This window comes from Ruegeria sp. BG8, assembly GCF_056538325.1.
Genome location: NZ_JBQFSZ010000001.1, coordinates 249,432 through 272,479, shown reverse-complemented (window position 1 = coordinate 272,479; position 23,048 = coordinate 249,432). Strand labels below are relative to the sequence as shown.

General features: G+C 56.3%; 23 protein-coding genes and 1 tRNA gene. 14 read left to right on the top strand and 10 right to left on the bottom strand.

The window, feature by feature from the left end; all coding sequences use genetic code 11:
* The first annotated feature begins 75 nt into the window (after positions 1 to 75).
* On the top strand, positions 76 to 642 hold the full coding sequence (locus ACR0DG_RS01415; RefSeq protein ID WP_480707024.1) for an outer membrane protein: 567 nt from the start codon (positions 76 to 78) through the stop codon (positions 640 to 642).
* A 6-nt stretch (positions 643 to 648) separates the two neighbouring features.
* Here the strand turns inward: ACR0DG_RS01415 and ACR0DG_RS01410 are convergent, their stop codons facing one another.
* Entirely contained in the window at positions 649 to 1,836 is a 1,188-nt protein-coding gene (locus tag ACR0DG_RS01410) for a pyridoxal phosphate-dependent aminotransferase (protein ID WP_480693648.1), read from the bottom strand.
* Positions 1,837 to 2,099: 263 nt separating this feature from the next.
* On the opposite strand from ACR0DG_RS01410, the gene cysS reads away from it, so the two are divergent.
* Genes cysS through ACR0DG_RS01395 form a run of 3 tightly spaced genes read left to right on the top strand, consistent with a single transcriptional unit; the run spans position 2,100 to position 5,910 of the window.
* Positions 2,100 to 3,497, top strand: a complete 1,398-nt coding sequence (gene cysS, locus ACR0DG_RS01405; RefSeq protein ID WP_480693647.1) for a cysteine--tRNA ligase — start codon at positions 2,100 to 2,102, stop codon at positions 3,495 to 3,497.
* The gene (cimA, locus tag ACR0DG_RS01400; RefSeq protein WP_480693646.1) at positions 3,497 to 5,131 is read left to right on the top strand and encodes a citramalate synthase; all 1,635 of its coding nucleotides are present in this window, start codon (positions 3,497 to 3,499) and stop codon (positions 5,129 to 5,131) included. Before cysS ends, cimA begins: the two co-directional genes overlap by 1 nt.
* Complete coding sequence (locus tag ACR0DG_RS01395; protein ID WP_480693645.1) at positions 5,128 to 5,910, top strand: squalene/phytoene synthase family protein; 783 nt, start codon at positions 5,128 to 5,130, stop codon at positions 5,908 to 5,910. The genes cimA and ACR0DG_RS01395 overlap by 4 nt, the downstream gene beginning before the upstream one ends.
* Before the next feature lie 3 nt (positions 5,911 to 5,913).
* Here ACR0DG_RS01395 and ACR0DG_RS01390 read toward each other — a convergent pair whose 3' ends face one another.
* Positions 5,914 to 7,134 carry an MFS transporter gene (locus ACR0DG_RS01390; RefSeq protein WP_480693644.1) on the bottom strand — a complete coding sequence of 407 codons (1,221 nt, stop codon included), beginning with the start codon at positions 7,132 to 7,134 and terminating at the stop codon, positions 5,914 to 5,916.
* Between the two features lie 101 nt (positions 7,135 to 7,235).
* Here ACR0DG_RS01390 and ACR0DG_RS01385 point away from each other — a divergent pair, with 101 nt between their 5' ends.
* The 4 genes from ACR0DG_RS01385 to ACR0DG_RS01370 are packed head-to-tail and all read left to right on the top strand — an operon-like array spanning position 7,236 to position 9,332.
* Positions 7,236 to 7,868, top strand: coding sequence for a DNA-3-methyladenine glycosylase family protein (locus tag ACR0DG_RS01385; protein ID WP_480693643.1), 633 nt, complete (start codon positions 7,236 to 7,238; stop codon positions 7,866 to 7,868).
* The gene (locus ACR0DG_RS01380; protein ID WP_480693642.1) at positions 7,865 to 8,530 is read left to right on the top strand and encodes an alpha/beta hydrolase; all 666 of its coding nucleotides are present in this window, start codon (positions 7,865 to 7,867) and stop codon (positions 8,528 to 8,530) included. The genes ACR0DG_RS01385 and ACR0DG_RS01380 overlap by 4 nt, the downstream gene beginning before the upstream one ends.
* 2 nt (positions 8,531 to 8,532) lie before the next feature.
* Entirely contained in the window at positions 8,533 to 9,036 is a 504-nt protein-coding gene (locus tag ACR0DG_RS01375) for an N-acetyltransferase family protein (RefSeq protein ID WP_480693641.1), read from the top strand.
* Positions 9,030 to 9,332 carry a putative quinol monooxygenase gene (locus ACR0DG_RS01370; protein ID WP_480693640.1) on the top strand — a complete coding sequence of 101 codons (303 nt, stop codon included), beginning with the start codon at positions 9,030 to 9,032 and terminating at the stop codon, positions 9,330 to 9,332. The genes ACR0DG_RS01375 and ACR0DG_RS01370 overlap by 7 nt, the downstream gene beginning before the upstream one ends.
* 2 nt (positions 9,333 to 9,334) lie before the next feature.
* Here the strand turns inward: ACR0DG_RS01370 and ACR0DG_RS01365 are convergent, their stop codons facing one another.
* Positions 9,335 to 9,760, bottom strand: coding sequence for a VOC family protein (locus ACR0DG_RS01365; RefSeq protein WP_480693639.1), 426 nt, complete (start codon positions 9,758 to 9,760; stop codon positions 9,335 to 9,337).
* 31 nt (positions 9,761 to 9,791) lie between these two features.
* Positions 9,792 to 10,397 (bottom strand): pseudouridine synthase, encoded by a 606-nt coding sequence (locus ACR0DG_RS01360; protein WP_480693638.1) that lies wholly within the window; start codon positions 10,395 to 10,397, stop codon positions 9,792 to 9,794.
* A 210-nt stretch (positions 10,398 to 10,607) separates the two neighbouring features.
* Here ACR0DG_RS01360 and ACR0DG_RS01355 point away from each other — a divergent pair, with 210 nt between their 5' ends.
* Positions 10,608 to 11,195, top strand: a complete 588-nt coding sequence (locus ACR0DG_RS01355; protein ID WP_480693637.1) for an HNH endonuclease — start codon at positions 10,608 to 10,610, stop codon at positions 11,193 to 11,195.
* Here the strand turns inward: ACR0DG_RS01355 and ACR0DG_RS01350 are convergent.
* Entirely contained in the window at positions 11,192 to 11,656 is a 465-nt protein-coding gene (locus ACR0DG_RS01350; protein ID WP_480693636.1) for a disulfide bond formation protein B, read from the bottom strand. The two genes, ACR0DG_RS01355 and ACR0DG_RS01350, sit on opposite strands and share 4 nt — an antisense overlap.
* Positions 11,653 to 12,231: a YqaA family protein gene (locus ACR0DG_RS01345; RefSeq protein WP_480693635.1), complete on the bottom strand. Its 579-nt coding sequence runs from the start codon at positions 12,229 to 12,231 to the stop codon at positions 11,653 to 11,655. The genes ACR0DG_RS01350 and ACR0DG_RS01345 overlap by 4 nt, the downstream gene beginning before the upstream one ends.
* Before the next feature lie 144 nt (positions 12,232 to 12,375).
* On the opposite strand from ACR0DG_RS01345, the gene ACR0DG_RS01340 reads away from it, so the two are divergent.
* From ACR0DG_RS01340 to ACR0DG_RS01325, 4 genes are all read left to right on the top strand, one after another.
* Positions 12,376 to 12,461, top strand: a tRNA-Leu gene (locus tag ACR0DG_RS01340).
* Positions 12,462 to 12,832: 371 nt separating this feature from the next.
* On the top strand, positions 12,833 to 13,801 hold the full coding sequence (locus ACR0DG_RS01335) for a TAXI family TRAP transporter solute-binding subunit (RefSeq protein WP_480693634.1): 969 nt from the start codon (positions 12,833 to 12,835) through the stop codon (positions 13,799 to 13,801).
* A gap of 103 nt (positions 13,802 to 13,904) precedes the next feature.
* Positions 13,905 to 16,514, top strand: a complete 2,610-nt coding sequence (locus ACR0DG_RS01330; protein ID WP_480693633.1) for a TRAP transporter permease — start codon at positions 13,905 to 13,907, stop codon at positions 16,512 to 16,514.
* Positions 16,511 to 16,942, top strand: coding sequence for a universal stress protein (locus ACR0DG_RS01325; RefSeq protein WP_480693632.1), 432 nt, complete (start codon positions 16,511 to 16,513; stop codon positions 16,940 to 16,942). The genes ACR0DG_RS01330 and ACR0DG_RS01325 overlap by 4 nt, the downstream gene beginning before the upstream one ends.
* A gap of 6 nt (positions 16,943 to 16,948) precedes the next feature.
* Here the strand turns inward: ACR0DG_RS01325 and ACR0DG_RS01320 are convergent, their stop codons facing one another.
* From ACR0DG_RS01320 to ACR0DG_RS01310, 3 genes are read right to left on the bottom strand one after another with little or no spacing between them, the layout of a single operon-like run.
* Complete coding sequence (locus ACR0DG_RS01320) at positions 16,949 to 17,989, bottom strand: lipocalin-like domain-containing protein (protein WP_480693631.1); 1,041 nt, start codon at positions 17,987 to 17,989, stop codon at positions 16,949 to 16,951.
* Entirely contained in the window at positions 17,979 to 20,393 is a 2,415-nt protein-coding gene (locus ACR0DG_RS01315) for an ABC transporter permease (protein ID WP_480693630.1), read from the bottom strand. The genes ACR0DG_RS01320 and ACR0DG_RS01315 overlap by 11 nt, the downstream gene beginning before the upstream one ends.
* Positions 20,390 to 21,037, bottom strand: a complete 648-nt coding sequence (locus ACR0DG_RS01310; protein ID WP_480693629.1) for an ABC transporter ATP-binding protein — start codon at positions 21,035 to 21,037, stop codon at positions 20,390 to 20,392. Before ACR0DG_RS01310 ends, ACR0DG_RS01315 begins: the two co-directional genes overlap by 4 nt.
* A gap of 165 nt (positions 21,038 to 21,202) precedes the next feature.
* Here ACR0DG_RS01310 and ACR0DG_RS01305 point away from each other — a divergent pair, with 165 nt between their 5' ends.
* On the top strand, positions 21,203 to 21,637 hold the full coding sequence (locus ACR0DG_RS01305) for an ion channel (protein ID WP_480693628.1): 435 nt from the start codon (positions 21,203 to 21,205) through the stop codon (positions 21,635 to 21,637).
* Here the strand turns inward: ACR0DG_RS01305 and cls are convergent.
* Positions 21,634 to 23,046 carry a cardiolipin synthase gene (gene cls / locus ACR0DG_RS01300; protein WP_480693627.1) on the bottom strand — a complete coding sequence of 471 codons (1,413 nt, stop codon included), beginning with the start codon at positions 23,044 to 23,046 and terminating at the stop codon, positions 21,634 to 21,636. The two genes, ACR0DG_RS01305 and cls, sit on opposite strands and share 4 nt — an antisense overlap.
* Between the last annotated feature and the right edge of the window lie 2 nt (positions 23,047 to 23,048).

The window sequence follows — 23,048 nt, the reverse complement described above, 5'->3', positions numbered from 1 at the left end:
AATTCTATCACTTATTTAGCAGCTTTTCGTGAGCTCAATTGATTTTTAAGGTTTGCCGACCAGCTTTGTGACACGATGAAACACATAGTCCAAAGCTTTGGTGAAAGGTTTTTGGTGAATTTTATGAATGCCCGTTCGGCCCTTTTTGTCACATTATTCGTGACCTGCACCGTCCCTGCGGTGGCTGAGGACTGGAGTGGTGCATACGCCGGTTTCAGCTTTGGGTATGCTGACGCCGATGGACCAAACGGTTCAAGTGGAAGCGACTTAAGCTTTGGCCCGCATGTCGGCTATGACTATGATTTCGGGAATTTTGTCCTTGGTGGTGAGCTTGAGTATAACCGCCTGTCCCTGAACCTTGGTCAGAACGAAGGCAGTATCGACAGTATGACCCGCCTCAAGCTGCGCGGCGGGTACGATTTTGGCTCTGCTCTGGGGTATGTCGTAATCGGTGCTGCGCGGGCGGATACCTCTGTCGATAATGACACGGCTGCGGTTTACGGCATTGGCGTTGCCTACCCGATCGGGGATAATTTTGTCATCAGCGGCGAGGCCCTGCGACAGAACTTTGATGACGTTACCCAATCCGAAGGTGGGTTGGATTCGAACGTGTTCAATTTGCGGACGACTTTCCGGTTCTGAGAACCATCATTCTGCAGCGTCCCGGCCTGCCAGCTCAGCCGCAAAATCACAGATCGTTTTCAGTGCAGTAGCAAAACGTTCATCATCAATTGTCATCGCGACGCGGATATGACCCGCAGCAGCTTTCCCAAAGCTTTCGCCTGGCATGACAGCTATCGCATGCGTATCCAGTAACGCGTTTGCAAAGGCCTCTCCGCTCAGGCCGGTGGCGCGCATGTCCAGCATTAGGTACATGGCACCTTGTGCCGGTACCAAATGGACGGTGTTTTGCGCCTTTAATATGTCGACCGCCAAACTGCGACGCCTTCGAAACGGGGCAGCTATTTCCGCCTCAAGAGTATCGCCGGACGTCAAAGCAAACGCGGCAGCATCCTGAATGAAACCCGGAACGCCATAAGTTGTGTGCGTCGCCAAGTTGATCATATGGTCGATCACTTCTTCGGGGCCAACTACCCATCCACACCGGGAACCGGTCATGGCGTGAGATTTCGACATTGAGCCGATAACCAAAGTGCGCTCGACCATGCCGGGCAACGCCCGGGGCGAAAAATGCTCACCTTCCCAGACCTGTGTGTCATAAACTTCATCTGAAATAAGCCACAGGTCTCGATTGCGGCACAGACTGGCGATGTCGGTTAGGGTTGCTTTGGAGTACACAACGCCGGTCGGGTTATTCGGTGTATTGATCAGCAACGAAACAGCATCTTGAGCGGCCGCATCTATCCGCGAAGCGCGTGGTTGGAAATCATCTTCGGCTGCTGTCTGTACTGCGCGCGCGGTCGCGCCCGCACCGCGGATTGTTCCGGGATAGGTGGCGTAGTAAGGATCGAGGTACAGCCCCACATCCCCCGGGTTGCAGACAGCGACGTGTGCCGCAAACAGAGCGGACTGCCCACCCGGTGTGATCAGGACGTTGTTCCGAGTGGTTGGAACCCCCGTGCGCGCCTGCACGCGTGCAGCGACAGTATCCCGCAACAGGTCGGTTCCCGGAACCATTGCATAGCCCGTATGCCCTTGACGTGCGGACAGATCCATCGCGTCAAGGATAACCGGCGCAGTTCTGATATCGTGCTCGCCGATGGTTAACTCGGTAATCGCATGACCTTCGCTGATCATGCGACGCGCACGATAGAACACGTCCCATCCGTCGCTGCCGCCTTCGGTCAGATGAGTGATGCGTTGCGACAATTTCATGGTGTTCTCCGCGTGGGTCTTGCGCCGACAGGGCCAGAGCGGTTTGCTTTTGTCAATCGGCTTGCGTTGTGAACGTGAGGGCTTGGCGTAGGGACGCAGCCGTGGTAGCCATCTGCCTATGAAACACGTGACACGCATCATTATTACGTGCTGCATTCCCTGCTGATCTTTCACGCGGGCCGGTTTCTTTCGTTTTCTTCCCTGAGACAAGTTGCTAAGCCCGCGTCAACGCGAGACGCCAAGCTGTTCTTAGGAGCGAACCGATGACGACGATCAAACTGCACAACACGCGGACGCGGACGAAAGAGGATTTCGTCCCGATCAGTGCTGATAATGTGCGGATGTATGTCTGCGGACCCACCGTTTACGATCGCGCGCATCTGGGTAACGCTCGGCCTGTGGTGGTGTTCGATGTTTTGTACCGGCTTTTGCGTCACACTTATGGGCCGCAACACGTAACTTATGTCCGCAATTTCACGGATGTAGACGATAAGATTAACGCGACCGCCTTGGCGCGGCAGAAGGCGGGTGCCGTCGGAACACTAGAGCAGCTTGTTCAGGAACGGTCAGATGAGACAATCGGATGGTACCTGCATGATATGGGCGCATTGGGCGCGCTTGAACCCAATCAGATGCCAAGGGCGACGCAGTACATCGAACAGATGGTCACGATGATCCAAGACCTGATCGAGAAAGGGCACGCCTATGCCGCAGAGGGGCATGTTCTTTTTGCGGTCGATAGCTGGAAGGACCAATACGGCGCTTTGTCTGGCCGGTCGGTTGATGACATGATCGCAGGCGCACGCGTCGAGGTGGCGCCGTATAAGAAAAATCCGATGGATTTCGTCCTGTGGAAGCCATCGACGGACGAGCTACCAGGGTGGGACAGTCCCTGGGGTCGCGGGCGTCCCGGTTGGCATATCGAATGCTCAGCCATGAGTTATGAGTTGCTAGGTGAGAGTTTTGACATACACGGCGGCGGCAATGACCTGATGTTCCCGCACCATGAAAACGAAATCGCTCAAAGCCGGTGCGCCCATCCGCATGGAGAATTCGCGCGTGTGTGGTTGCACAACGAGATGCTACAGGTCGAGGGTAAGAAAATGTCCAAGTCGTTGGGCAATTTCTTTACCGTGCATGACCTACTGGAACAGGGCGTGCCAGGAGAGGTCATCCGGTTTGTATTCTTGCAAACCCACTATCGCAAACCGATGGATTGGACGGAGAAAAAGGCTCGAGAGGCAGAAGCGACCTTGCGCAAGTGGCGGGCGCTGACAGCGGGCATCGAGCCCGCCGCCAGCGCGGCACCCTCGGTTATTGCTGCGCTCAGTGATGACCTGAACACTGCGGGTGCCTTGGCTGAACTCTACCGTTTGGCCTCGGATGGTGATGCTCAGGGGTTATTGGCCAGTGCTCAATTGCTGGGCCTGTTGCTGCCGGAAATGGGGGCGTGGGCCGACACAGCCTCTGTTGATTTGGCAGCGCATGCTCAGAAACTGGCAGCCGCAAGGGCAGCCGCGATGGAAACGAAAGACTTTGCCGAAGTGGATCGCCTGAAATCGGCGTATCTGGCAGCCGGTCTCGAGGTTCGGATGAGCAAAGATGGGGTAGAGCTGGTGCCTGGCGCCGGATTTGATGCCGCAAAGCTGGAAGGTGTGTGATGACAAAGGAACGTCTTTTTCTTTACGACACCACCTTGCGGGATGGGCAGCAAACGCAGGGCGTGCAGTTTTCAACGGCTGAAAAAGTGCAGATCGCGCAAGCACTGGATGCTTTGGGCGTAGATTATATCGAAGGTGGATGGCCTGGTGCGAACCCAACTGACAGCGCTTTTTTTGAAGCGGCACCGAAAACAAAGGCATGCCTGACGGCATTTGGCATGACAAAAAGGGCCGGGCGCTCAGCCGAGAATGACGATGTTCTGGCGGCTGTAATGAACGCCGGCACACAGGCCGTTTGTCTTGTAGGAAAGTCGCATGACTATCACGTCACCCATGCGCTTGGGCTGACGCTTGAGGAAAATCTGGAAAACGTTCGTGCCTCGGTCGCTCATATCGTTGCGCAGGGGCGCGAGGCGCTTTTTGACGCCGAACATTTCTTTGATGGGTACAAAGATAACCCGGACTATGCGGTTGCGGTATGTCGTGCCGCACTGGAAGCCGGTGCGCGCTGGATCGTTTTGTGTGACACGAATGGTGGCGCGTTGCCGGCTGAGGTATCCCGGATCGTTTCGAAGGTTATCGCCGCAGGCTTGCCGGGCGATCGCTTGGGCATTCATACGCATAACGACACCGAAAATGCGGTAGCCTGTTCGCTGGCTGCTGTGGACGCTGGCGCGCGCCAAATTCAGGGTACATTGAACGGATTGGGGGAGCGCTGCGGAAACGCCAATCTGACCGCGCTAATCCCGACCTTGCTGTTGAAAGAACCCTATGCCTCTCAGTTTGATATCGGTGTCAGCGGGCAGGCCTTGGCCGGTTTAACACGTGTCAGTCGAATGCTAGACGATATCCTAAACCGTGTTCCCAGCAAACAATCCGCCTATGTCGGGGCGTCGGCCTTTGCGCATAAGGCGGGGCTGCACGCAAGTGCGATCCTCAAGGATCCAACGACATACGAGCATATTGATCCGCAGGCCGTGGGTAACGACCGGATCATTCCCATGTCGAACCAGGCTGGACAATCGAATCTGCGCAAGCGCCTGACCGAAGCAGGCCTGAAAGTCGATGCGGGCGATCCTGCTTTGGGGCGGATTTTGGATGGGATCAAACTGCGCGAGGCAGACGGGTATTCCTACGACACGGCGCAGGCCAGTTTCGAGCTGCTGGCGCGAGAAGAGCTGGGGCAGCTACCGGAGTTCTTTGAAGTAAAGCGATACAAGGTCACCGTTGAGCGGCGTAAAAACAAATACAACAAGATGGTCAGCCTGTCCGAAGCGGTCGTGGTTGTAAAAGTCGATGGGGAAAAGAAACTGTCGGTCAGTGAATCCCTTGACGAAGATGGCAGCGATCGGGGGCCGGTGAACGCGCTGGCGAAAGCGTTGTCCAAGGACTTGGGCCGGTATTCCCGCATTTTGGACGATATGCATCTTGTGGACTTCAAGGTTCGCATAACGCAAGGCGGGACCGAGGCTGTTACGCGGGTTATCATTGACAGCGAGGACGGGCAGGGACGTCGGTGGTCGACAGTCGGCGTCAGTGCAAACATAGTTGATGCCTCTTTCGAAGCATTGTTGGACGCGATCCAGTGGAAGCTGGTGCGAGATTGTAACCCCCAGGCGGCGGTGGCCGAGTGAGCGTCGCTTTCGACGAAGACGTAAAGGCTTGTGCCGCGCTCGTGCATCGCGCTGATCCCGACCGGTTCATGGCGGCAATGGCGGCACCGGTTGCCGCCCGAGCCGTTTTATTTCCAATTTATGCGTTAAATGTTGAAGTATCTCGTGCGCCGTGGGTGACGCAGGAAACGATGATTGCTGAAATGCGGCTGCAGTGGTGGCGTGATGCGCTGGATGAGATTGCCCAAGGCAAGACGGTGCGCAAGCATGAGGTCGTTACGCCATTGTCTCGGGTTTTGTCGGCGGAACTTGCCGGGGTTTTGGATGAGTATGTGGCTGTAAGGCGCTGGGACATATACAAAGACCCGTTCGAAGATCAGGCCCATTTTGATGCGTATATAGACAAAAGCGCGGGTTCACTTTTGGTTGCATCTGCCCAATCACTGGGTACAGCAGACGAAACTGTGTTGCGTGATTTTGGCTATGCAACCGGAGTTGCCAACTGGCTGCGGGCCATCCCGCAACTGGAGGAGAGAGGCCGTATTCCGCTGTTGGACGGAACTCCGGATGGGGTTCGAACCCTTGCGCAAACGGCGTTGGACAGGTTGCTGCGGGCTCGGACGCAACGCGACGCAGTCTCTCAAGAAGCCGTGCCAGCATTATACGCGGGTTGGCAGGCTGAATGGGTTCTGTCACAGGCAGTCGCGCGCCCGGATCGCGTGGCCGCCGGTCAACTGTCGCAAGGCGAAATCAAACGAAGACTGTCACTGATGTGGAAAGTTTCCCAGGGGCGCTGGTAACGATCAGGCTGTTTCCGGCTCATTGGGGCGCAACACTAGCCAGAGCAGCGCGCCACCGGCAAGGGTGAGCAGGGGGATCATGGCAAGGTTTACGGCTGTCCACCCCTCAACCGGCGAGCCACCCGAGCAGTTCATCAAGCCGCCAGACGACAAGGACGCGAGCGTTACGCCCCCGAATACGAGCAAGTCGTTCAAGCCTTGCATACGGCCGCGTTCACTGACGCTGTGCGACTCGGCCAACATCGTTGTGGCGCCAATAAAGCCAAAGTTCCAACCGATACCCAGCAGGATCAAAGCGACAAAGAAATTCTCAAGCTCAACGCCTTGCAACGCGACGACGCCAGCACCGGCCAGGATTGCCAGCCCCAGGGCTACAATTTTTTCAACACCGAACCGGGCGATCAATTGCCCGGTGAAAAAGCTGGGAACGTACATCGCCAGCACATGTCCTGTGACAACATCAGCCGCTTCATTGGCGGTATACCCGCAGCCCACGACAGCCAGCGGAGTCGATGTCATCACAAGGTTCATCAAAGCGTACGAGACCATTGCACAGATGATTGCCACCGCAATCCGCGGTGTTTTCAGCATTTCGATCCGTGTTCGGCCTTGAGGTGATCCTTCCTGCGCCTTGGGTGGCGTCGGGATGTCCAAAAAGAAGAACAGGGCCGAGCCAAATACATTCATCGCGATCACGGCCAGATAAGTGCCGAGGAAGGGGATGACGTAGGCCGTTGAGGTCAGTTTGACGATCTGAGGGCCAATGATGGCTGCGGCCAGCCCGCCCGCCATGACATATGAAATCGCTTTGGGGCGAAACTCGTCCGAGGCTGTATCGGCCGCGGCAAAGCGATAGAACCCGTGCGCGCTCATGTAGACGCCGGTCAGCAGGCTGCCCAGCAGAAAGACAGGAAACGAGCCTAGAAACAGGCCATATGCTCCGACCAGACCGCCACATGCGCCTGCGGTCGCGCCGACCAGAAAACCTACGCGCCGCCCCCAGCGTTGCATGATCGCCGAGATCGGAGTCGCGGCAAGCATAGAACCCAAAACGATCAGTGATATCGGTAATGTTGCAAGGCATGCGTTTGTCGCCAGCGACTGTCCCGCCAATCCGCCGACGATAAAGATCATCGGCATCTGGGCACCCAGAACAGCCTGAGCAGCCACCAACACGGCGACATTCCGTTTGGCCTGACTGTTGTCTGGTGCACTTGCGGTCATGGTCATACGCCAATGGGTATCGGTGAATTGCGACACGCACAAGCGGGTTGCATCTGCGACAAACCACCCTAACGTGCACGTGACCAAAAGCCGGAGCGTAAATGTCTGTCGGACGTATCATCGAAACCCCAGACTGTGTCGCCGAGGGGGCAGCGTGGCTGGCGGATGCGTGCCCACGCATGGCTTATGCGATGGAGCAGACTGGCCCATTACCATTGCGGCGTCGACCGGACGGTTTTGCCCAGCTTCTGAGTGCGATCGTCAGTCAACAGGTGAGCGTCGCGTCGGCGAATGCAATCTGGAAACGGCTGCAGGATGCAAAACTGACTGGGCCGCGGAAAATAATGTGGGCGTCGGACGACGACCTGCGCGCAGCTGGCTTGAGTCGGCAGAAGATGCGCTATGCGCGTGCACTTGCAGAGGCGCGCATTGATTACAAAGCGTTGCGAGACGTTCCTGACGCAGAGGTTGTGTCCACATTGACCGAAGTTCCGGGCATTGGTGTCTGGACGGCCGAGATTTACGCCATGTTTTCACTGGGCCGGGCTGATGTGATCGCGCCCGGAGACCTCGCGCTCCAAGAAGCCGCGCGTATCCTCTATGACCTGCCGAAACGTCCGACCGACAAACAGCTTCGTCAAATGGCCGAAGCCTGGACGCCGTGGCGGTCTGTTGCGGCTCGGGTGTTGTGGGCCTATTACCGAGTGGCCAAAGAACGAGAAGGGATCAGATGACACGGGTATTGAATGCGCTCCGAAAAGAGCCAGTTTCGGGCGACACACGATCGGTTGTGGTGTTTGTGCATGGCTACGGGGCCAACGGAGCCGATCTTTTGGGTCTTGCGGATCCGCTGGCCGAGCATCTGCCGGACACTTTGTTTGTTTCGCCCGATGCGCCCGAACAAATTCCCGGAATGCCCAACGGGTTTCAGTGGTTTCCTATCCCTTGGATCGACGGATCATCTGAGGAAGAAGCACGCCGTGGCATGGAGATGGCGGTTGAGGACTTCAACGCCTTTCTCGACGCCCTGATGGTGGACGAAGACGTGTTGCCCGAGCAGGTGGTGCTGTTTGGATTTTCCCAAGGCACGATGATGAGCCTTCATGTCGCCCCTCGACGAGAGGACCCGGTGGCAGGGATCGTCGCATTTTCTGGTCGGTTGCTGGAACCGGACCTGCTGCCAGACGAGGCGGTAAGCCGGATGCCCGTGTTGTTGGTGCACGGCGATGCAGACGACGTGGTCCCACCTCAATCGTTGCCTGAGGCAGCCGAAGCCTTGCAATCGGCTGGATTTAAAGAGGTCTATGCCCACGTGATGAAAGGGACAGGCCACGGAATCGCGCCCGACGGCTTAAGCGTTGCGCTGGCGTTTATGCGCGACAAACTGAGTCTCTGACCATGATCATAGTCCGCCCAATGATGCGAGAGGATGTGGCAGCAGCCTGTCAAATCCTGAACCAGATCATTGAAACCGGGGGGACGACCGCCTTTGAGACGCCATTCTCTGAAGCATTGTTTGCGCAGAGTTATCTGAACGGTGCGGATAAGATCTGTTGTCACGTCGCGCTCGACCCACAAGGGGAAGTGGTTGGGTTTCAGTGGTTGGTAACAAATGAGGCTTTGCCCGAAGATTGCGCCGATATCGCAACCTTCACCCGGCGAGATCCTGTGCTGAAGGGGGCCGGGCGCGCATTGTTCGTCGAGACATCAAAATACGCAGTCGCGGTTGGGCTTACGTCGTTGAATGCAACCATACGTGCGGACAATAGAACAGGTCTTAGCTATTACGAGAAAATGGGTTTTCGCGATTTTTCAGTCTCTTACGGAGTGCCCCTAAAGAACGGCACGCCGGTAGACAGAATTTCAAAGCGACTTCATCTGAGGAAGGAAGCAGGATGCTAGTAGTAACTGGAACGGTTGAAGTTGCACCAGAAGGCGTTGGAAACGCCATCAAAGCGGCTCAGGAAATGGTTGCAGAGACGGTGAAGGAAAATGGCTGTATCGTTTATGAGTTCAGCCAAGTTCTTGGAAAAGAAAACCTATTTCGTGTTTACGAAGAATGGGAAGACCAAGCCGCCTTAGAAGCGCATTTTGCGACGGAACACATGGCCAGATTCCAATCGGCGTTGGGTGAGGTCGGCGTGATCGCCCGTGATGTCTATCGGGTTGTCGGTGGTGAAAAGCACCCGCTGAGATAACCTTAGCCCCAAAGTTTGGGTTCAGCGAACTCTACCGAGTTTCCGGCGGGGTCGCGCACATAGACGGACTTTGCGCCATTGGGCCAATCGAACTCGGCGTCGATGGGAACATTCCAGTCGATCAGATGTTTGCGCATCACCTCGATTTTGGCCCGGTCCATTGAAAAACAGACGTGCCCCGCACCGCGTGCGCCATGAGGTGGCACCGGCAAGTCCGGGTTTCCGGGCGGCTGTTCTGTTTCATCGGGGTTAAAGATCAGCAGAACGGATGCGCCGACGCGGTAAAACACGTGCCGATTTTCGACGCGTAGAATTTTGTCCAGCGCCAGAATCTCTCCGTAAAACTGTTCGGCCGCGTCAAGATCGTCGACGTATAGTGCAGCTTCCAGAATGCCTTCCGGCGAAGGTATGCCCGGTGTGACTTTCATGGGGTAACCCTATCACAAAAGGGCGTTTTTGTCACCTGTGCTGGCGGCGATCCCGCTTGCGTGAGGGTGGGTTGTTCAGCGCAGGTTCCGGAAGGCTGTCCCAGTGTCCAGGCTCCAGTCCATCCAGTGACCATTCCCCTATACGAACGCGTATCAGGCGCAGGGTCGGATGGCCGACAGCGGCGGTCATGCGGCGTACCTGCCGGTTGCGTCCTTCGCGTAGCGTCAGTTCAATCCAACTGTCCGGAACGGTTTGGCGTACGCGGATCGGGGGTGTGCGCGGCCAAAGACCGTCAGGTTCGTCGATCAAACGGGCTTTGGCGGGGCGCGTCAGGCCATCCTTCAGCTCGATGCCATCGCGCAGCGCCTTTAGTGCGGCTGCATCCGGCAGACCTTCGACCTGAACCCAATAGGTCTTGGACATCTTATGTTTGGGGTCTGAAATCTGCGCTTGCAGCCGCCCATTGTCGGTCAACAGCATCAGGCCTTCACTGTCCCGGTCCAGTCGACCGGCCGGGTAAACGTTAGGCAGATCTATAAAGTCCGAGAGTGTACGGCGCGGCGAATCGGCGTTCGCGCGTTCCGTGAATTGCGGCAGCACATCGAAAGGTTTGTTGAATCGGATAAACCAGCCCATGCCTCGCCATAGCCCGAGGGACACGGTGTGTGCAACCTGTGGATAACTGTCACGATGCTGTTACGGATTCGGCTTAACCAATCCCGAGATATTGTGGAAACTCAGGGCTTGTCAGAGTTTTAACACGATATATAGTTAAGTGAAGGCCGGGGCGGGTGTTCCCCGCTCTGGTGTCATAACGGGCAGAGCAGAGCGAGGAGCGATTCAGATATGGATGGAGACTTCAGGACCGAATTTGTCAGGGAACCCGGTGCGCTAAAGCATCATCCGGCATTGGTTTTGAACGCTGATTATCGTCCCTTGTCTTACTATCCTTTGTCCCTGTGGCCGTGGCAGGAAGCGATAAAGGCGGCCTGGCTGGACAGGGTGGATATCGTGGCTGAATACGACGAGGTCGTCCGAAGCCCGAGTACCGAGATCCGAATACCTTCGGTCGTTGTACTCAAGGATTACGTAAAACCCAGAAAGCGCGTGGCCTTCACGCGCTTTAATTTATTTCTGAGGGACGAGTTCCGCTGTCAGTATTGCGGCAGCCGTGGTGATCTGACGTTTGATCATGTTGTACCCCGTGCTGCGGGTGGCGTGACAAGTTGGCAGAATGTTGTGGCAGCGTGTAGCCCCTGCAACCTGCGCAAAGGGTCCAAGTCGCTTCGGCAAGCAGGAATGACACTACGCAAGCCTCCTCGCCAGCCTGCCGCTGAAGCATTGCGCAACATTGGGCGTAAATTCCCACCAAACCATCTGCACGACAGTTGGATTGATTTTCTGTACTGGGATGCAGAGCTCGACGAATTTTAACGGCTCGCCCGCCACGCGGCGAGCCAAATCAAGCACAGAACGCCCGAAATTACGGCGTTCCAGCCAGCCATTGAAAGGCCCAGCATTTCCCAAGGGATGTCGTCGCAGCGGACCAATGGGGCAGACATGATCTGATCCATTAGTTCTTGTGTGGACAGCCCGCCAATGCCACCGGATGTGCAGCTTGTCGGTCCCTCCCACCACTTTTGCTCAACGCCTGCGTGGAACACTCCTATGGTAGCGGTTGCCAAAGCTGCGGCGGCCCCCAACAGGGGCAGCAAGTTTACGCGCGGCAGGGCGAGCGCGGCAGCACCTATCAAAACCGCCGCGCCGTGAGGGTAGCGTTGCCAGATGCACATCTTACACGGTGCCAGCCCGCCGATATACTGAAAGCCCCAGGCACCCAGTAGCAATGCCGTTGAGCCTCCGGCCGCCAGCAATATCAAAGTGTTGCGTGTCATAAGTACTTCACCGCCACGAAGCCACCAAACAGCAGGATGATGAACAGGGTGAACATCAGCCCCAGTCGTTTTTCGATAAAGTCACGGATAGGCTCGCCGAACTTCCATAGCAACCCGGCCACCAGAAAGAACCGCAGTGCGCGGGCCAGAATAGACGTTGCGATGAAAGTTCCCAGCGGCATGCCTGTCCAACCGGACATGATGGTGATCACCTTGTAGGGGAAGGGCGTTACACCCGCCGCCAAAACGGCCCAGAACCCGAAATCGTTGAAACGGGTGTTGAATTCTTCCATGGCATGCGCCTTGCCCATCGACTCCAGAATGGGCTGGCCGATGCTTTCATAAAAGAATGCTCCGATGGCGTAGCCAAACAGACCACCCAGCACCGAAGCCACCAAGGCAACCATCGCAATCAACCACGCGCGAGACGGCCGGGCGAGAATCATGGGAATCATCAGCACATCAGGAGGAATCGGAAAAAACGAGCTTTCGATAAAAGCCACAATGGCGAGCGCCCAAAGCGCGTGCGGATGTTCAGCCAGACGGATGGTCCAGTCATAAAGCGATCGCAACATAAAGCGTTTTTTCCTAATCTCTGACCGTTCCAGCCAAACCATGCGCCTGATGAGGCGTCAACCGCTCCAACCAAAACAAACTGGAATTAGGTTGGTTTTTGCCTCTGGACGTTCCCGGCTGTCGGCGCTAATCCAGTGTTCGTGGCCCAAGTGGCGGAATGGTAGACGCAGGGGATTCAAAATCCCCCGCCTTCACGGGCGTGAGAGTTCGAGTCTCTCCTTGGGCACCACATCAAGCTTTTCTACTATCTTAGATAGATCCAAACCTCTGTATCGTGAGTTTTGGGATTTCGTTCGGAAACAAAGAGCAATCCGGATTCTGCTGTCAAAACTCAGTTGGTGTTCCCTGTGTGGCCAACCGGTTTGCCTACGGGGAAACTTCGCAAAACACCATCAGATGTGAGGAACCGGCGCGTTCGATCCGGTGCGGGGGTTGACAAGTCGAGTATCTGAATGAAACGTCGAATGAGTTGGGAGATTTTTTAAATTCAAATGCTTGATCCTGTTGCATGACAGGCAGGCTTGCCGTACCGGCAAGGTCCCAGTTGAGGGGCCTGCAAAAGGTCTCTCATCCACAAAAAAAGTTTGGGAGTTCTCAAAAATGAAAAACAGCAGCAAGCTTAGCCTTGGCGCGGTAGTGACCGCAGCTCTGATGGCTCCGGCAGCGTATGCGGAAGAATTCATCACAATTGGTACCGGCGGCGTAACCGGCGTGTACTACCCGACAGGTGGCGCGATTTGCCGTCTGGTGAATAAGGGCCGCAAAGAGCACGGCGTGCGTTGCTCGGTCGAATCGACGGGCGGTTCTGTCTACAACATCAACACAATTCGCGAAGGCGAGCTGGAGTTTGGTGTCGCTCAGTCCGACTGGCAGTACCATGCATATAACGGCACCTCGAAGTTCGAGGATGCGGGCGCGTTTGACAAGCTGCGCGCGGTGTTCTCGGTCCACCCCGAGCCCTTTACCGTAGTGGCCCGTGCGGATTCGGGCATTTCCACCTTTGAGGACCTCAAGGGCAAACGCGTGAATATCGGCAACCCTGGCTCTGGTCAGCGCGGCACCATGGACGTTGTTCTGGAAGCGATGGGTTGGACGCTCGACGACTTTGAACTGGCGTCCGAGCTGAAAGCGGCCGAGCAGTCGGCGGCGCTGTGCGACAACCAGATTGACGCGATGATCTACACCGTCGGTCACCCGTCGGGTTCCATCCAAGAGGCAACCACTGCCTGCGATTCCGTTCTGGTTAACGTAACCGGGGACGCTATCGACGGTCTGATCGACGGCAATTCGTACTACCGCACCGCCACAATTCCCGGCGGCATGTACCGTGGGTCGGATGGTGAAACCACGACATTCGGCGTTGGTGCAACCTTTGTGACATCGGCGGATGTGTCGGATGACGCTGTTTATGCTGTGGTCAGCTCGGTCTTCGAAAACTTCGACGACTTCAAAAAGCTGCACCCTGCATTTGCAAACCTCAAACCCGAAGAAATGATTGCGGACGGCCTGTCGGCACCGCTGCATCCGGGTGCCGAGAAGTACTACAAAGAAAAAGGCTGGGTGCAATAAGCCAGACCTGATGCAGGGCGCCTTTGGGCGCCCTGTCACTTAAGCCCGATTTGAACGGGTGCTGAATAAGGCCGCAAAGGCCAAAAAACGGGGAGACATTCCGATGAGTTCCGACACACAATCCAATCGACCGTTATCCGAAGAAGAGCTGCAGGACCTTGTCGCGTCTTCCGATGCAGGTGGGCGAAACCCTGTTGGCAGTGTTGGGATCTTTCTGGCCGTCGTGGCAGCGATCTGGTCTATTTTTCAAGTCGTTCTAGCGTCTCCGATCTCAAATGTCGTGCTGCCGGGCAGTGTGGTTAATAACTCGCGCCAGATTCACTTGGCGTTTGCGATGTTCTTGGCCTTTGCGGCCTATCCTGCGCTGAAATCCAGCCCGCGTGACTACATTCCGATTCAGGACTGGATCATGGGGGCGCTTGGGGCCTTCGTGGCGCTGTATGGGTATTTTTTCTACACCAAAATTGTGAACGCAGGCGGTCTGGCTGACGATACGGATAAATGGATCGCGCTGGGTGGCTTGTTGTTGCTGTTTGAGGCCGCGCGCCGCGCGCTTGGCCCCGCTATGGCGATTATTGCTACGATCTTTTTGGGCTATGTGTTCTTCGGGTCCTCAGAGTGGGTGCCAGAAGTCATTCGTTGGAAAGGTGCCAGCCTTAAAAAGGCGATGAGCCATATGTGGATTACATCCGAGGGCGTTTTTGGCATCGCTCTGGGTGTTTCGACCAAGTTTGTGTTCTTGTTCGTGCTGTTCGGTGCACTGCTGGATAAGGCCGGGGCCGGGAATTACTTTATCAAGATGGCCTTTGGTGCGTTGGGCCACTTGCGGGGTGGACCGGCCAAGGCTGCGGTTGTGGGTTCGGCGGCGACTGGGCTTATCTCAGGCTCTTCCATCGCGAATGTTGTAACCACCGGGACGTTTACCATCCCGTTGATGAAACGCGTGGGCTTTTCCAGCGAACAGGCCGGATCGGTCGAGGTCGCAAGCTCTGTAAACGGTCAGATCATGCCGCCGGTCATGGGGGCCGCGGCGTTCCTGATGGTGGAATATGTGGGTATCTCGTATGTTGAGGTTATCACCCACGCTTTCCTGCCCGCAGCGATTTCTTATATTGCGCTGGTCTATATCGTGCACCTCGAAGCGGTGAAGCGGAACATGCCCACATTGGGTGATCGCGACGTGCATCTGGCGCGAACTGTCCTGGGCATGCTGTCTTTCTTCCTTGTCTTTGCCGGGCTCTGCTACAGCTCGCAATTTCCGGTCGAAGCAGTGACGAATTGGGCACCATCGGCTGCAGGTATGATCCTGAGCCTGATCGTTTGCGCCGTATACGTCGGATTGCTGTATCTGGCGTCTCAGGTGCCTGACCTTGAACCCGATGATCCGAACGCGAAAGAGGTTACGCTGCCTGTCATCGCGGATATCTACAAGGCAGGTCTGCACTATTTGCTGCCGATCATCGTGCTGGTCTATTTCCTGATGATCGAACAGAAATCGCCGGGTTTGTCTGCTTTCTGGGCGACGGCGCTGTTGTTTGTCATTCTGGTCACGCAAAAACCCCTTAAGGCTTTGTTCCGCGGTCAAAGCAACCTGTACGACAACTTCATCGATGGTGTCGCGGACCTTTGGCAAGGATTGATCGACGGCGCGCGCAACATGATCGGTATTGCGCTGGCGACGGCGACTGCTGGCGTGATCGTGGGCACGGTAACTTTGACCGGCGTAGGGCAGGTGATGGCTGACCTTGTCGAATTCCTGTCCGGCGGCAACTTGATCCTTATGCTGGTTATGGTCGGGCTGCTCAGCCTGATTTTGGGCATGGGCCTGCCGACCACTGCGAACTACATCGTCGTCAGCTCTCTGATGGCCGGTGTTGTGGTCGAGTTGGGTGCGCAAAGCGGATTGATTGTGCCGCTGATCGCCGTACACCTGTTTGTCTTTTACTTTGGGATCATGGCCGACGTGACCCCACCAGTGGGGTTGGCCAGTTTCGCCGCCGCTGCGGTGTCTGGTGGCGACGCGATCAAGACAGGGTTCACGGCGTTTTTCTATAGTCTGCGGACCGTTGCGCTGCCGTTTGTGTTCATTTTCAACACCGATCTGCTGTTGATCGATGTCACCTGGGTCGAAGGCATAATAGTGGCGGTCTTTGCAACGATAGCGATCCTTGTCTTTACCGCAGGCACAATGGGGTATTTCCTCACACACAGCCGCATTTATGAAAGCGTCGCGCTCATCGCTGTCGCGTTTGCGCTGTTCCGACCAGATTTCTTCATGGATCGGATTTCACCGCCATTTACGTCGGTTGAACCCGCAGCGCTCGTCGAAACGATCGGACAAACGCCACCGGGGACCGAGGTTCGAATGGTCGTGGCGGGGCCTGATTTCGACACACTCGAGATGACAGACACAACCATCGTTGTGCCGGTCGGAAGCGAAGAAGGAGGCGAAGCGCGCCTTGAGGCTTTGGGCCTGTTGCTGCTGGAAGAAGACGGTCTGGTCAAACTCGAAGAGCCATTCCCGGGAACTCCGGTGTCCGGCGATCTGGATATATTCGACTATTACGGGGATGACGCGGTGCGTCTGACCTCGGTCAGCTTGCCAGTAAGCCAGCCTCCGAAACAACTGGTCTATATCCCGGCCTTGATATTGCTGGGTCTGATCGCCTTCCTGCAACGCGGCCGCGCCGCCAGACAAGAGGTGCTCGCATGACAAATTCCGTACTTTGCGCCGTAGATATCAGCAACGGTCGTCTGGACGTACATGTGCTTGAGAAAGCCGCTGCATTGGCCGACTTAGAGAATGCGCAACTAGATGTTGTAACTGTCCTGCCGGATTTCGGTGAGAGCTGGGTATCGGGTTTCTTTGAGACGGACTTTCACGATAAAGCCCTTGAGAAAGCACAGACCGAGCTTTCTGAGCTATGCATGTCTACCTTGGGACCCGAGCGTAACGAGAAAATCCGACATGTTGTTGCGACAGGAACTGCGTATCAGGAGATTCTGAAAACGGCGGAAAGTGCAGGATCGGATCTGATCGTGATCGGCGCGCACAAGCCGGATCTAAAGGACTATCTGCTGGGGCCGAATGCGGCGCGGGTTGTACGGCACTCGAACGTTTCCGTTTACGTTGTGCGATAAACGCGGTTAGTAGCCTGTCATCTCAAGGTAGCCGCGCCCAGTGTGGCTGCCCGATACAATGACGGGTCCTTCCCAGTATTCAAAGCGTGTCGCCATCCAAGCATCTGGGGTTAGGGCTGAAACCTCAACATCCACGTTGTGTTCCGGAAGAGTGACCTGCCAATGAACAGGAACCTCTCGCCCGGCGACTGGAGCCGTGTCCAGGGGCGCAATGCGCACAGAACCATCGGGCAGGGCGGTGGTTGTTCCGTCGGCGTTGATCCAGGTTGCGGCGGTAAAGTCCTGACGGTCCCCGCGCAACCGGAACGCCATCATTTTGTCGCCGTTCTCAAAGCTAAGCGAGAACCAATCCCAACCGTTTTGATCCGCTGCCAGAGGTTGTGAAGACCATTCGCGATCCAGCCACCCTTGTCCCGAAACAGAAACCTCGCCGCCGGGCAGACGAAGCGTTCCAGTCACTTCAAAAAACGGTTGAGAATAGTAATAGCTGGCCTGCCCATCGGCGGATTTGACCGAATAACCTTCATCACCGTGAAACACCAAGGGACCGTTGGCGTTCAACGTCACCTGGTACCCAAAATCGTCGCCATTGGCGCGCAAGTCTAACTGATCGAAATCCGGGCCGCGCATGTACCAATCATCGATCCACGCCTCAAACGGTTCGGCGTTGACACCCGCCTGACCGATCCCCCCGCGCGACAACCGTTCTGCAAAATAATGTGCTTCGGGCGTTGTGACCGCCGCGTGTCCCATCCATAGCTGAGGGCTTTGCCACCCGTCCGACTCGTTGGGTTTGAGTGCAGAACGAAAAAGCGTCCACTGCAGACCATAGGATCGCCCATCATCGCCCGTTAGATTTGACGTCAGGTACCACCACTCGATCCGATAGGCCGGATGTGGGCCGTGATCTTGTGGAAATTGGAATTCATACCCTGCCTGCGGCACGTTGAAACCTTCGGCCGATCCTCCCAATCCGGCATAGCCTTGCGCCAAGCCGAGGTCCGGAAACATCAGAAAAAACGAAAGGACCAGCGATCTAACGTTCATTGGCAAACACTCTCAGCAAATCGGCAGGTGGAAGTCGAAGTAACCGAAGGGCGGGAATGGCAGCCGCGGCAACCCCCGCCAACAAAGTCAGGACAAACAGATACACCCAGTCCGTCGGAAACAGATACATCGGCAAGCGCCAGCCAAACGCCTCGACGTTGATAACCGCCAGCAAGGTCCACGCCAAAACAAGGCCAAGGGGTAGGGCAAATACTGCCGTCAGAGCGGCCAATAGAACGCTGCGCAGTAGCTCGAGCCGCGCCAGCTGCGCGCGGGTCAACCCCAAGGCCCAAACCGGCGCAATCTGTGGCAAACGCTGGGTCCACAACGTCAAAAGGCTGGTTAGGATGGCAAACGCTGCAACGCCAAGGGTCAGAACGTTCAGGGCGGATGTCACAACAAAGGTTTTCTCAAACACGGCTTTGGACTGCGCTTTCATTGCCGCCTGTTGGATCACGGAACCGGGGGGAAGGCCGAATTCCTCCCGCAGGGCCTGCGCAAGTTCAGTGGCGCGGTTTGGATCGACCCGGACGCCAAAGCGTCGGGCCTCGGCCCCCGGTGCGATCGTATCCAGCTTTGCCATCGAAACAATCGCTTGCCCCGTGGGGTTGCCATAATCGGAATAGACGCCGGCAATGGGCAAGGTTTCATTGCTGGTAACGGTCAGGGTGTCACCGGGCCAAAGATCGGCGCGGCGTGCCAGTTGTTCGTTGATCAGAATAGCGGTACCACTCATGACCTGATCCCAGACATCCGGCGCGGCAGCGATCAACGGCCAATAGTCCCGGTAGGTTTGATCATCCACAATGCCGTATAAGAACAGCGGCCCGGTGTCGTGGCTTAGTTCGATACTACGAATGGGCAGTACCGCATCTGCGCGTGGGGTCAGCCATTGGGTGATCTCGCGGCCTTGCTGCTCGTCACGGGCCGTCAGGTAAAGCTCGGAGGTCAGGCGCTGGTCCAGCCAACCGGTGAAGGTCAGCCGAAAGCTGGAAACCATTGTGCCGACGCCGATATTCGCGGCCAAGGCAAGCAGCAGAGCCATCATGGCCAGCGACAGGCCCGGCAATTGAGCGCGCATGTCGGACCAAATCCATTGCGCGACCACACCTTTGGCGCGGCGTTGCAAGAACCTGAGGGCGTATGACAACAACACGGGCAGCAACAAGGCTCCTCCGATCAGCAGGCCCGCCAGCATTGCGAACCCGGCGATCAAACCTCCGAACAAGATTTGCGCCAAAGCTCCGACGATGATTGCGCCAACCCCGAGGATCGGAGTAAGCAATCTTTCCGACGCCGCACCGCGCCATGCCTGAACGCCCGCGCCAGCTAACAAGGGCATTCGTGAAAGTCGAAACAGTGCATGTCCGCTGGCCAGCAGCGTTCCGCTCAATGCCATCGCTAGCCCTGCTGCAATCCATTTACCTTGTAAGGCGAGTTGCCCGCTAATTGATGCCCCGTACAGGCCGCGCAGGGTTGCTGCGACGTCCGGCAGCAGAGCGCCAGCGATGAAGTATCCCAGAACAAGGCCCAACATGCCTCCGATCAGGGCGAACACTGTCAACTCGGCCATGATCATCCAGACGAGGTGGCGCATAGATACGCCCAGCGCCCGTAACGTCCGGATCATCCCGCGCCGCTGCGCAAATGCCAGACCGACTGTGCCGTGCACTATGAACAAACCGACGGCAAAGGACAGCAGACCGAAAGCCGTCAGGTTCAAATGAAAGCTGTCTGTAAGTTGCGCCGTGTCCAGTTGCGAGGATGCGGCGACCCGTGTGAGCGAAGGGGTAACATCCTGCAGTTCCGGCAGGTTCGCGGGCTGGCTCGGCAATATGATCAACCGAGACACTTGCCCGGGATGGTTGAGTAGTGTTTCAGCGACGCCGATATCGGTCAAAACAAGGTCCGGAGGCAGATTATCGGTTTCCAATACCGGTGGCAGACCTTCGACGCCGTTTAATACTTGCGCCAAAGCCGGGGTCGTCAGCAACCGACCCGGCGCGGTCAGGATATCCGCAGGCTCCAGAGGTGTCTCTGCTTGCTCGGCCTGAGTTACGGCGGGCAGGGCGGGGTAGGTGAGCATATCGATCCCCATCACCCGTACTGTTTGATTGCCGATGCGCAATGGACCTTCGAGAACCGCTGCGACCTGCCAACCGGCCCTGCGCAATGCAACGTATTGCTCGACCGGGAACAAACCGGAAGGATCGCGAAGCTCATCGTATTGTCCCAAGGCAAGCTGGTCATTTGCACGTTGATAGCTGGCGCGCGCCTCGGCGTTGATGGCCTGCACGGCGGACCAAAGTGCTGTGGCCAGTGCAAGGCCGATCAACAGCGTCGCCAATTGCAGCCGATGCGATCGCCAATGGGACCACAGCGCCTGAATGATCGCCCGTGTCATGAGATCAGACCGCCTGTCAGATGCAGGCGGCGGTCTAGTCGGGCCGCAATGTCTCGTGAGTGGGTCACCAACAACAAAGCGGTTCCAGATTCCTCGACCAAAGACAGCATCAGGTCCAGAACGTTTTTGCTGGCCGTTTCGTCCAGATTTCCGGTTGGCTCATCCGCCAGCAACAGTTTCGGGCGCGACGCAAGCGCACGACCTATGGCGACGCGTTGTTGTTGTCCGCCCGACAGATTTTCTGGATATCGGTCCGTTAGCTCTGAAAGTCCCAGCCTAGCCGAAAGATGTGCATTCCAGGCTTCGTCGTCCTGTCCGGCCAAACGTGCATGAAAAGATATGTTCTGAGCCACCGTCAAAGATGGGATCAGATTAAATTGCTGAAAAACGATCGAAATAGTGTGGCGACGCAGCTTTGCCCTGCCCGGATCATCCAACCCGGACAGTTTTGTCCCGTCCAGAGTAATCTCACCTTCGTCAAAGCTGTCCAGCGCGGCAGCAAGGTTTAGAAGGGTGCTTTTGCCACTGCCGCTTTCACCGGTCAGGGCCAGTGTCTGCCCCTGATCCAGGTTGAACGAGACCCCGTTCAAAACGGGGCGTCCGCCGGGATAGGATTTGCGGACGTCTTCAATATTCAGCAGCATGCACAAGCCTCTTACCGTGTCCGCAACAATGTGTGTTCCGGGCATTCGGTGTCCAGTGCAGACGCGAATTCGTTTCCATTCGTCGCAGTGCATATGACGGGGTTGTAGCGCCGTACCTAACCAGTCATTGTTGAAGGGATTTTTGCAAAAAGTGGCAGCTGACCGATGACCTTACTCGAGCAAATTCTATGGGGCAGTATCTACCTTGGTATCTGTTTTGTGCTCGAAATTGCGCTTTTGACGTGGTGCACGCAAACGATCCGCGGGTTGTCGCTGCGTCTGGAAAACAGCAAGCGGTTCATCACGATTGCCACGCCCCTTTGTGTTGCGCTGTTCTTTATCGTGGCCATCCACACGTTTCAGGTTTGGTTATGGGCCGTGGTCTGGGTTTTGGGGGATGTTTTGCCTGACTGGAACTCGGCTTTGTATTTCTCGCTCGTGACGTTCACGACGCTCGGCTACGGCGACATCGTTCTGGGTGAGCAGCTGCGCATCTTTGGCGCGTTTGCATCGGTGACCGGTTTGCTGGCGTTTGGGTTGTCGACCGCGTTTATGGTGGCCTTGATGACGCAAGTCTTCAAGGAAGAGCTGATGAATTAAAGGATGGGCGCAAACAGCCGCGCGATCGGCGATCCAAAGCGGATGTACACCGGCTGTTCCGGCAGTTTTTTGTTCAACTCGTAGCAATCTTCGAAATCAGCCTCCAACATCTGGGCGACCGCGTCAGCCGCGCGTTTATCAAAGAGCAGGGCCATCGCTTCAAAATTCAGACGGAAGGATCGGTTGTCCAGATTAGTCGTACCAACCCCTGCAAGTGTATCGTCGACCACAAATACCTTTTGGTGCATGAAGCCGTCGGTATAGCGAAAGACACGCGCGCCGCAGTCCCGGATTTCATCAAAATATGCAAACGCGGCCAGCCATGGCAGGCGATGGTCAATCACCTCGGGCACCATAATTCGCACGTCAACACCCCGAAGGGCTGCGTGTTGCAACGCCGTCATGATATCGATGTCGGGCACAAAATAAGGCGAGGCGATCCAAAGGCGTTCTTTTGCCTCGGTAATCGCGGCAAAGAACATCATGGCTCCGGTTTCTGTTTCGTCGCCGGGGCCTGTTGCGACCAATAGGGCATTCATGTCCTGATCGGATTCAGTGCCTGCCCAGTCCAATTGGTCGATCAGATCTTCTTCGTGGGCCCAATGCCAGTCTTCTGTGAATATCAGTTGTAACTGGCGGACGATATGGCCGGTCATGCGGACATGCGTGTCCCGCCAATGACCGAAGTATTTACTCTGTCCCAGGTACTCGACCCCGACATTGTGGCCGCCGATAAAACCGGTTTCACCATCTATGATCACGGTTTTTCTGTGGTTTCGATAATTCAGTTGGAACCTGTATTGAGGACCACGGCGATCACGGGGATTTGCAATCTCGATCCCCGCTGCGCGCAGGGTGTCGAGATAGGTCGTTGGTAGACCATAGCTTCCAACCGAGTCCGTCATGAAACGTACACTCACACCCCGCTTAGCAGCAGCAATAAGTTTTTGCTGTAGCTTTTGACCAAGCGCATCGTCCCGAACGATGTAGAATTGGATCAGAATGTAGTTTCGTGCGCCGTCGATGGCCTCGAATATCGCATCAAATGTGGCCTGCCCGTCGATCAGAAGGCTTACGCCGTTACCGCGCGAAACCGGCAAGTGGGCAAGCGCTTCGAACGGGCGAGGGTTAATCAGCATTGAATCCGGGTCGGGTTTGGAAAAGTCGGCGAAGGTTTTGATCCCTTCAACCACGGTCTCGCTTTGCTTGCGCGCTATGCGGTAACCGCGAAACCGGTGGTGGCCCAGAAACAGGTACAGGGGCACTCCAAATACCGGCGCTGATATCAGGAAAACCACCCAGCCAACTGCACCCTGTGGTGTTCGTGCGGTCTGTGCTGCCCGTATCGCAAAGAGAACCGCCGCCACGTAAAGAAAAAAGATGGCGGCGGAAACAAAGACTGTCCACATGG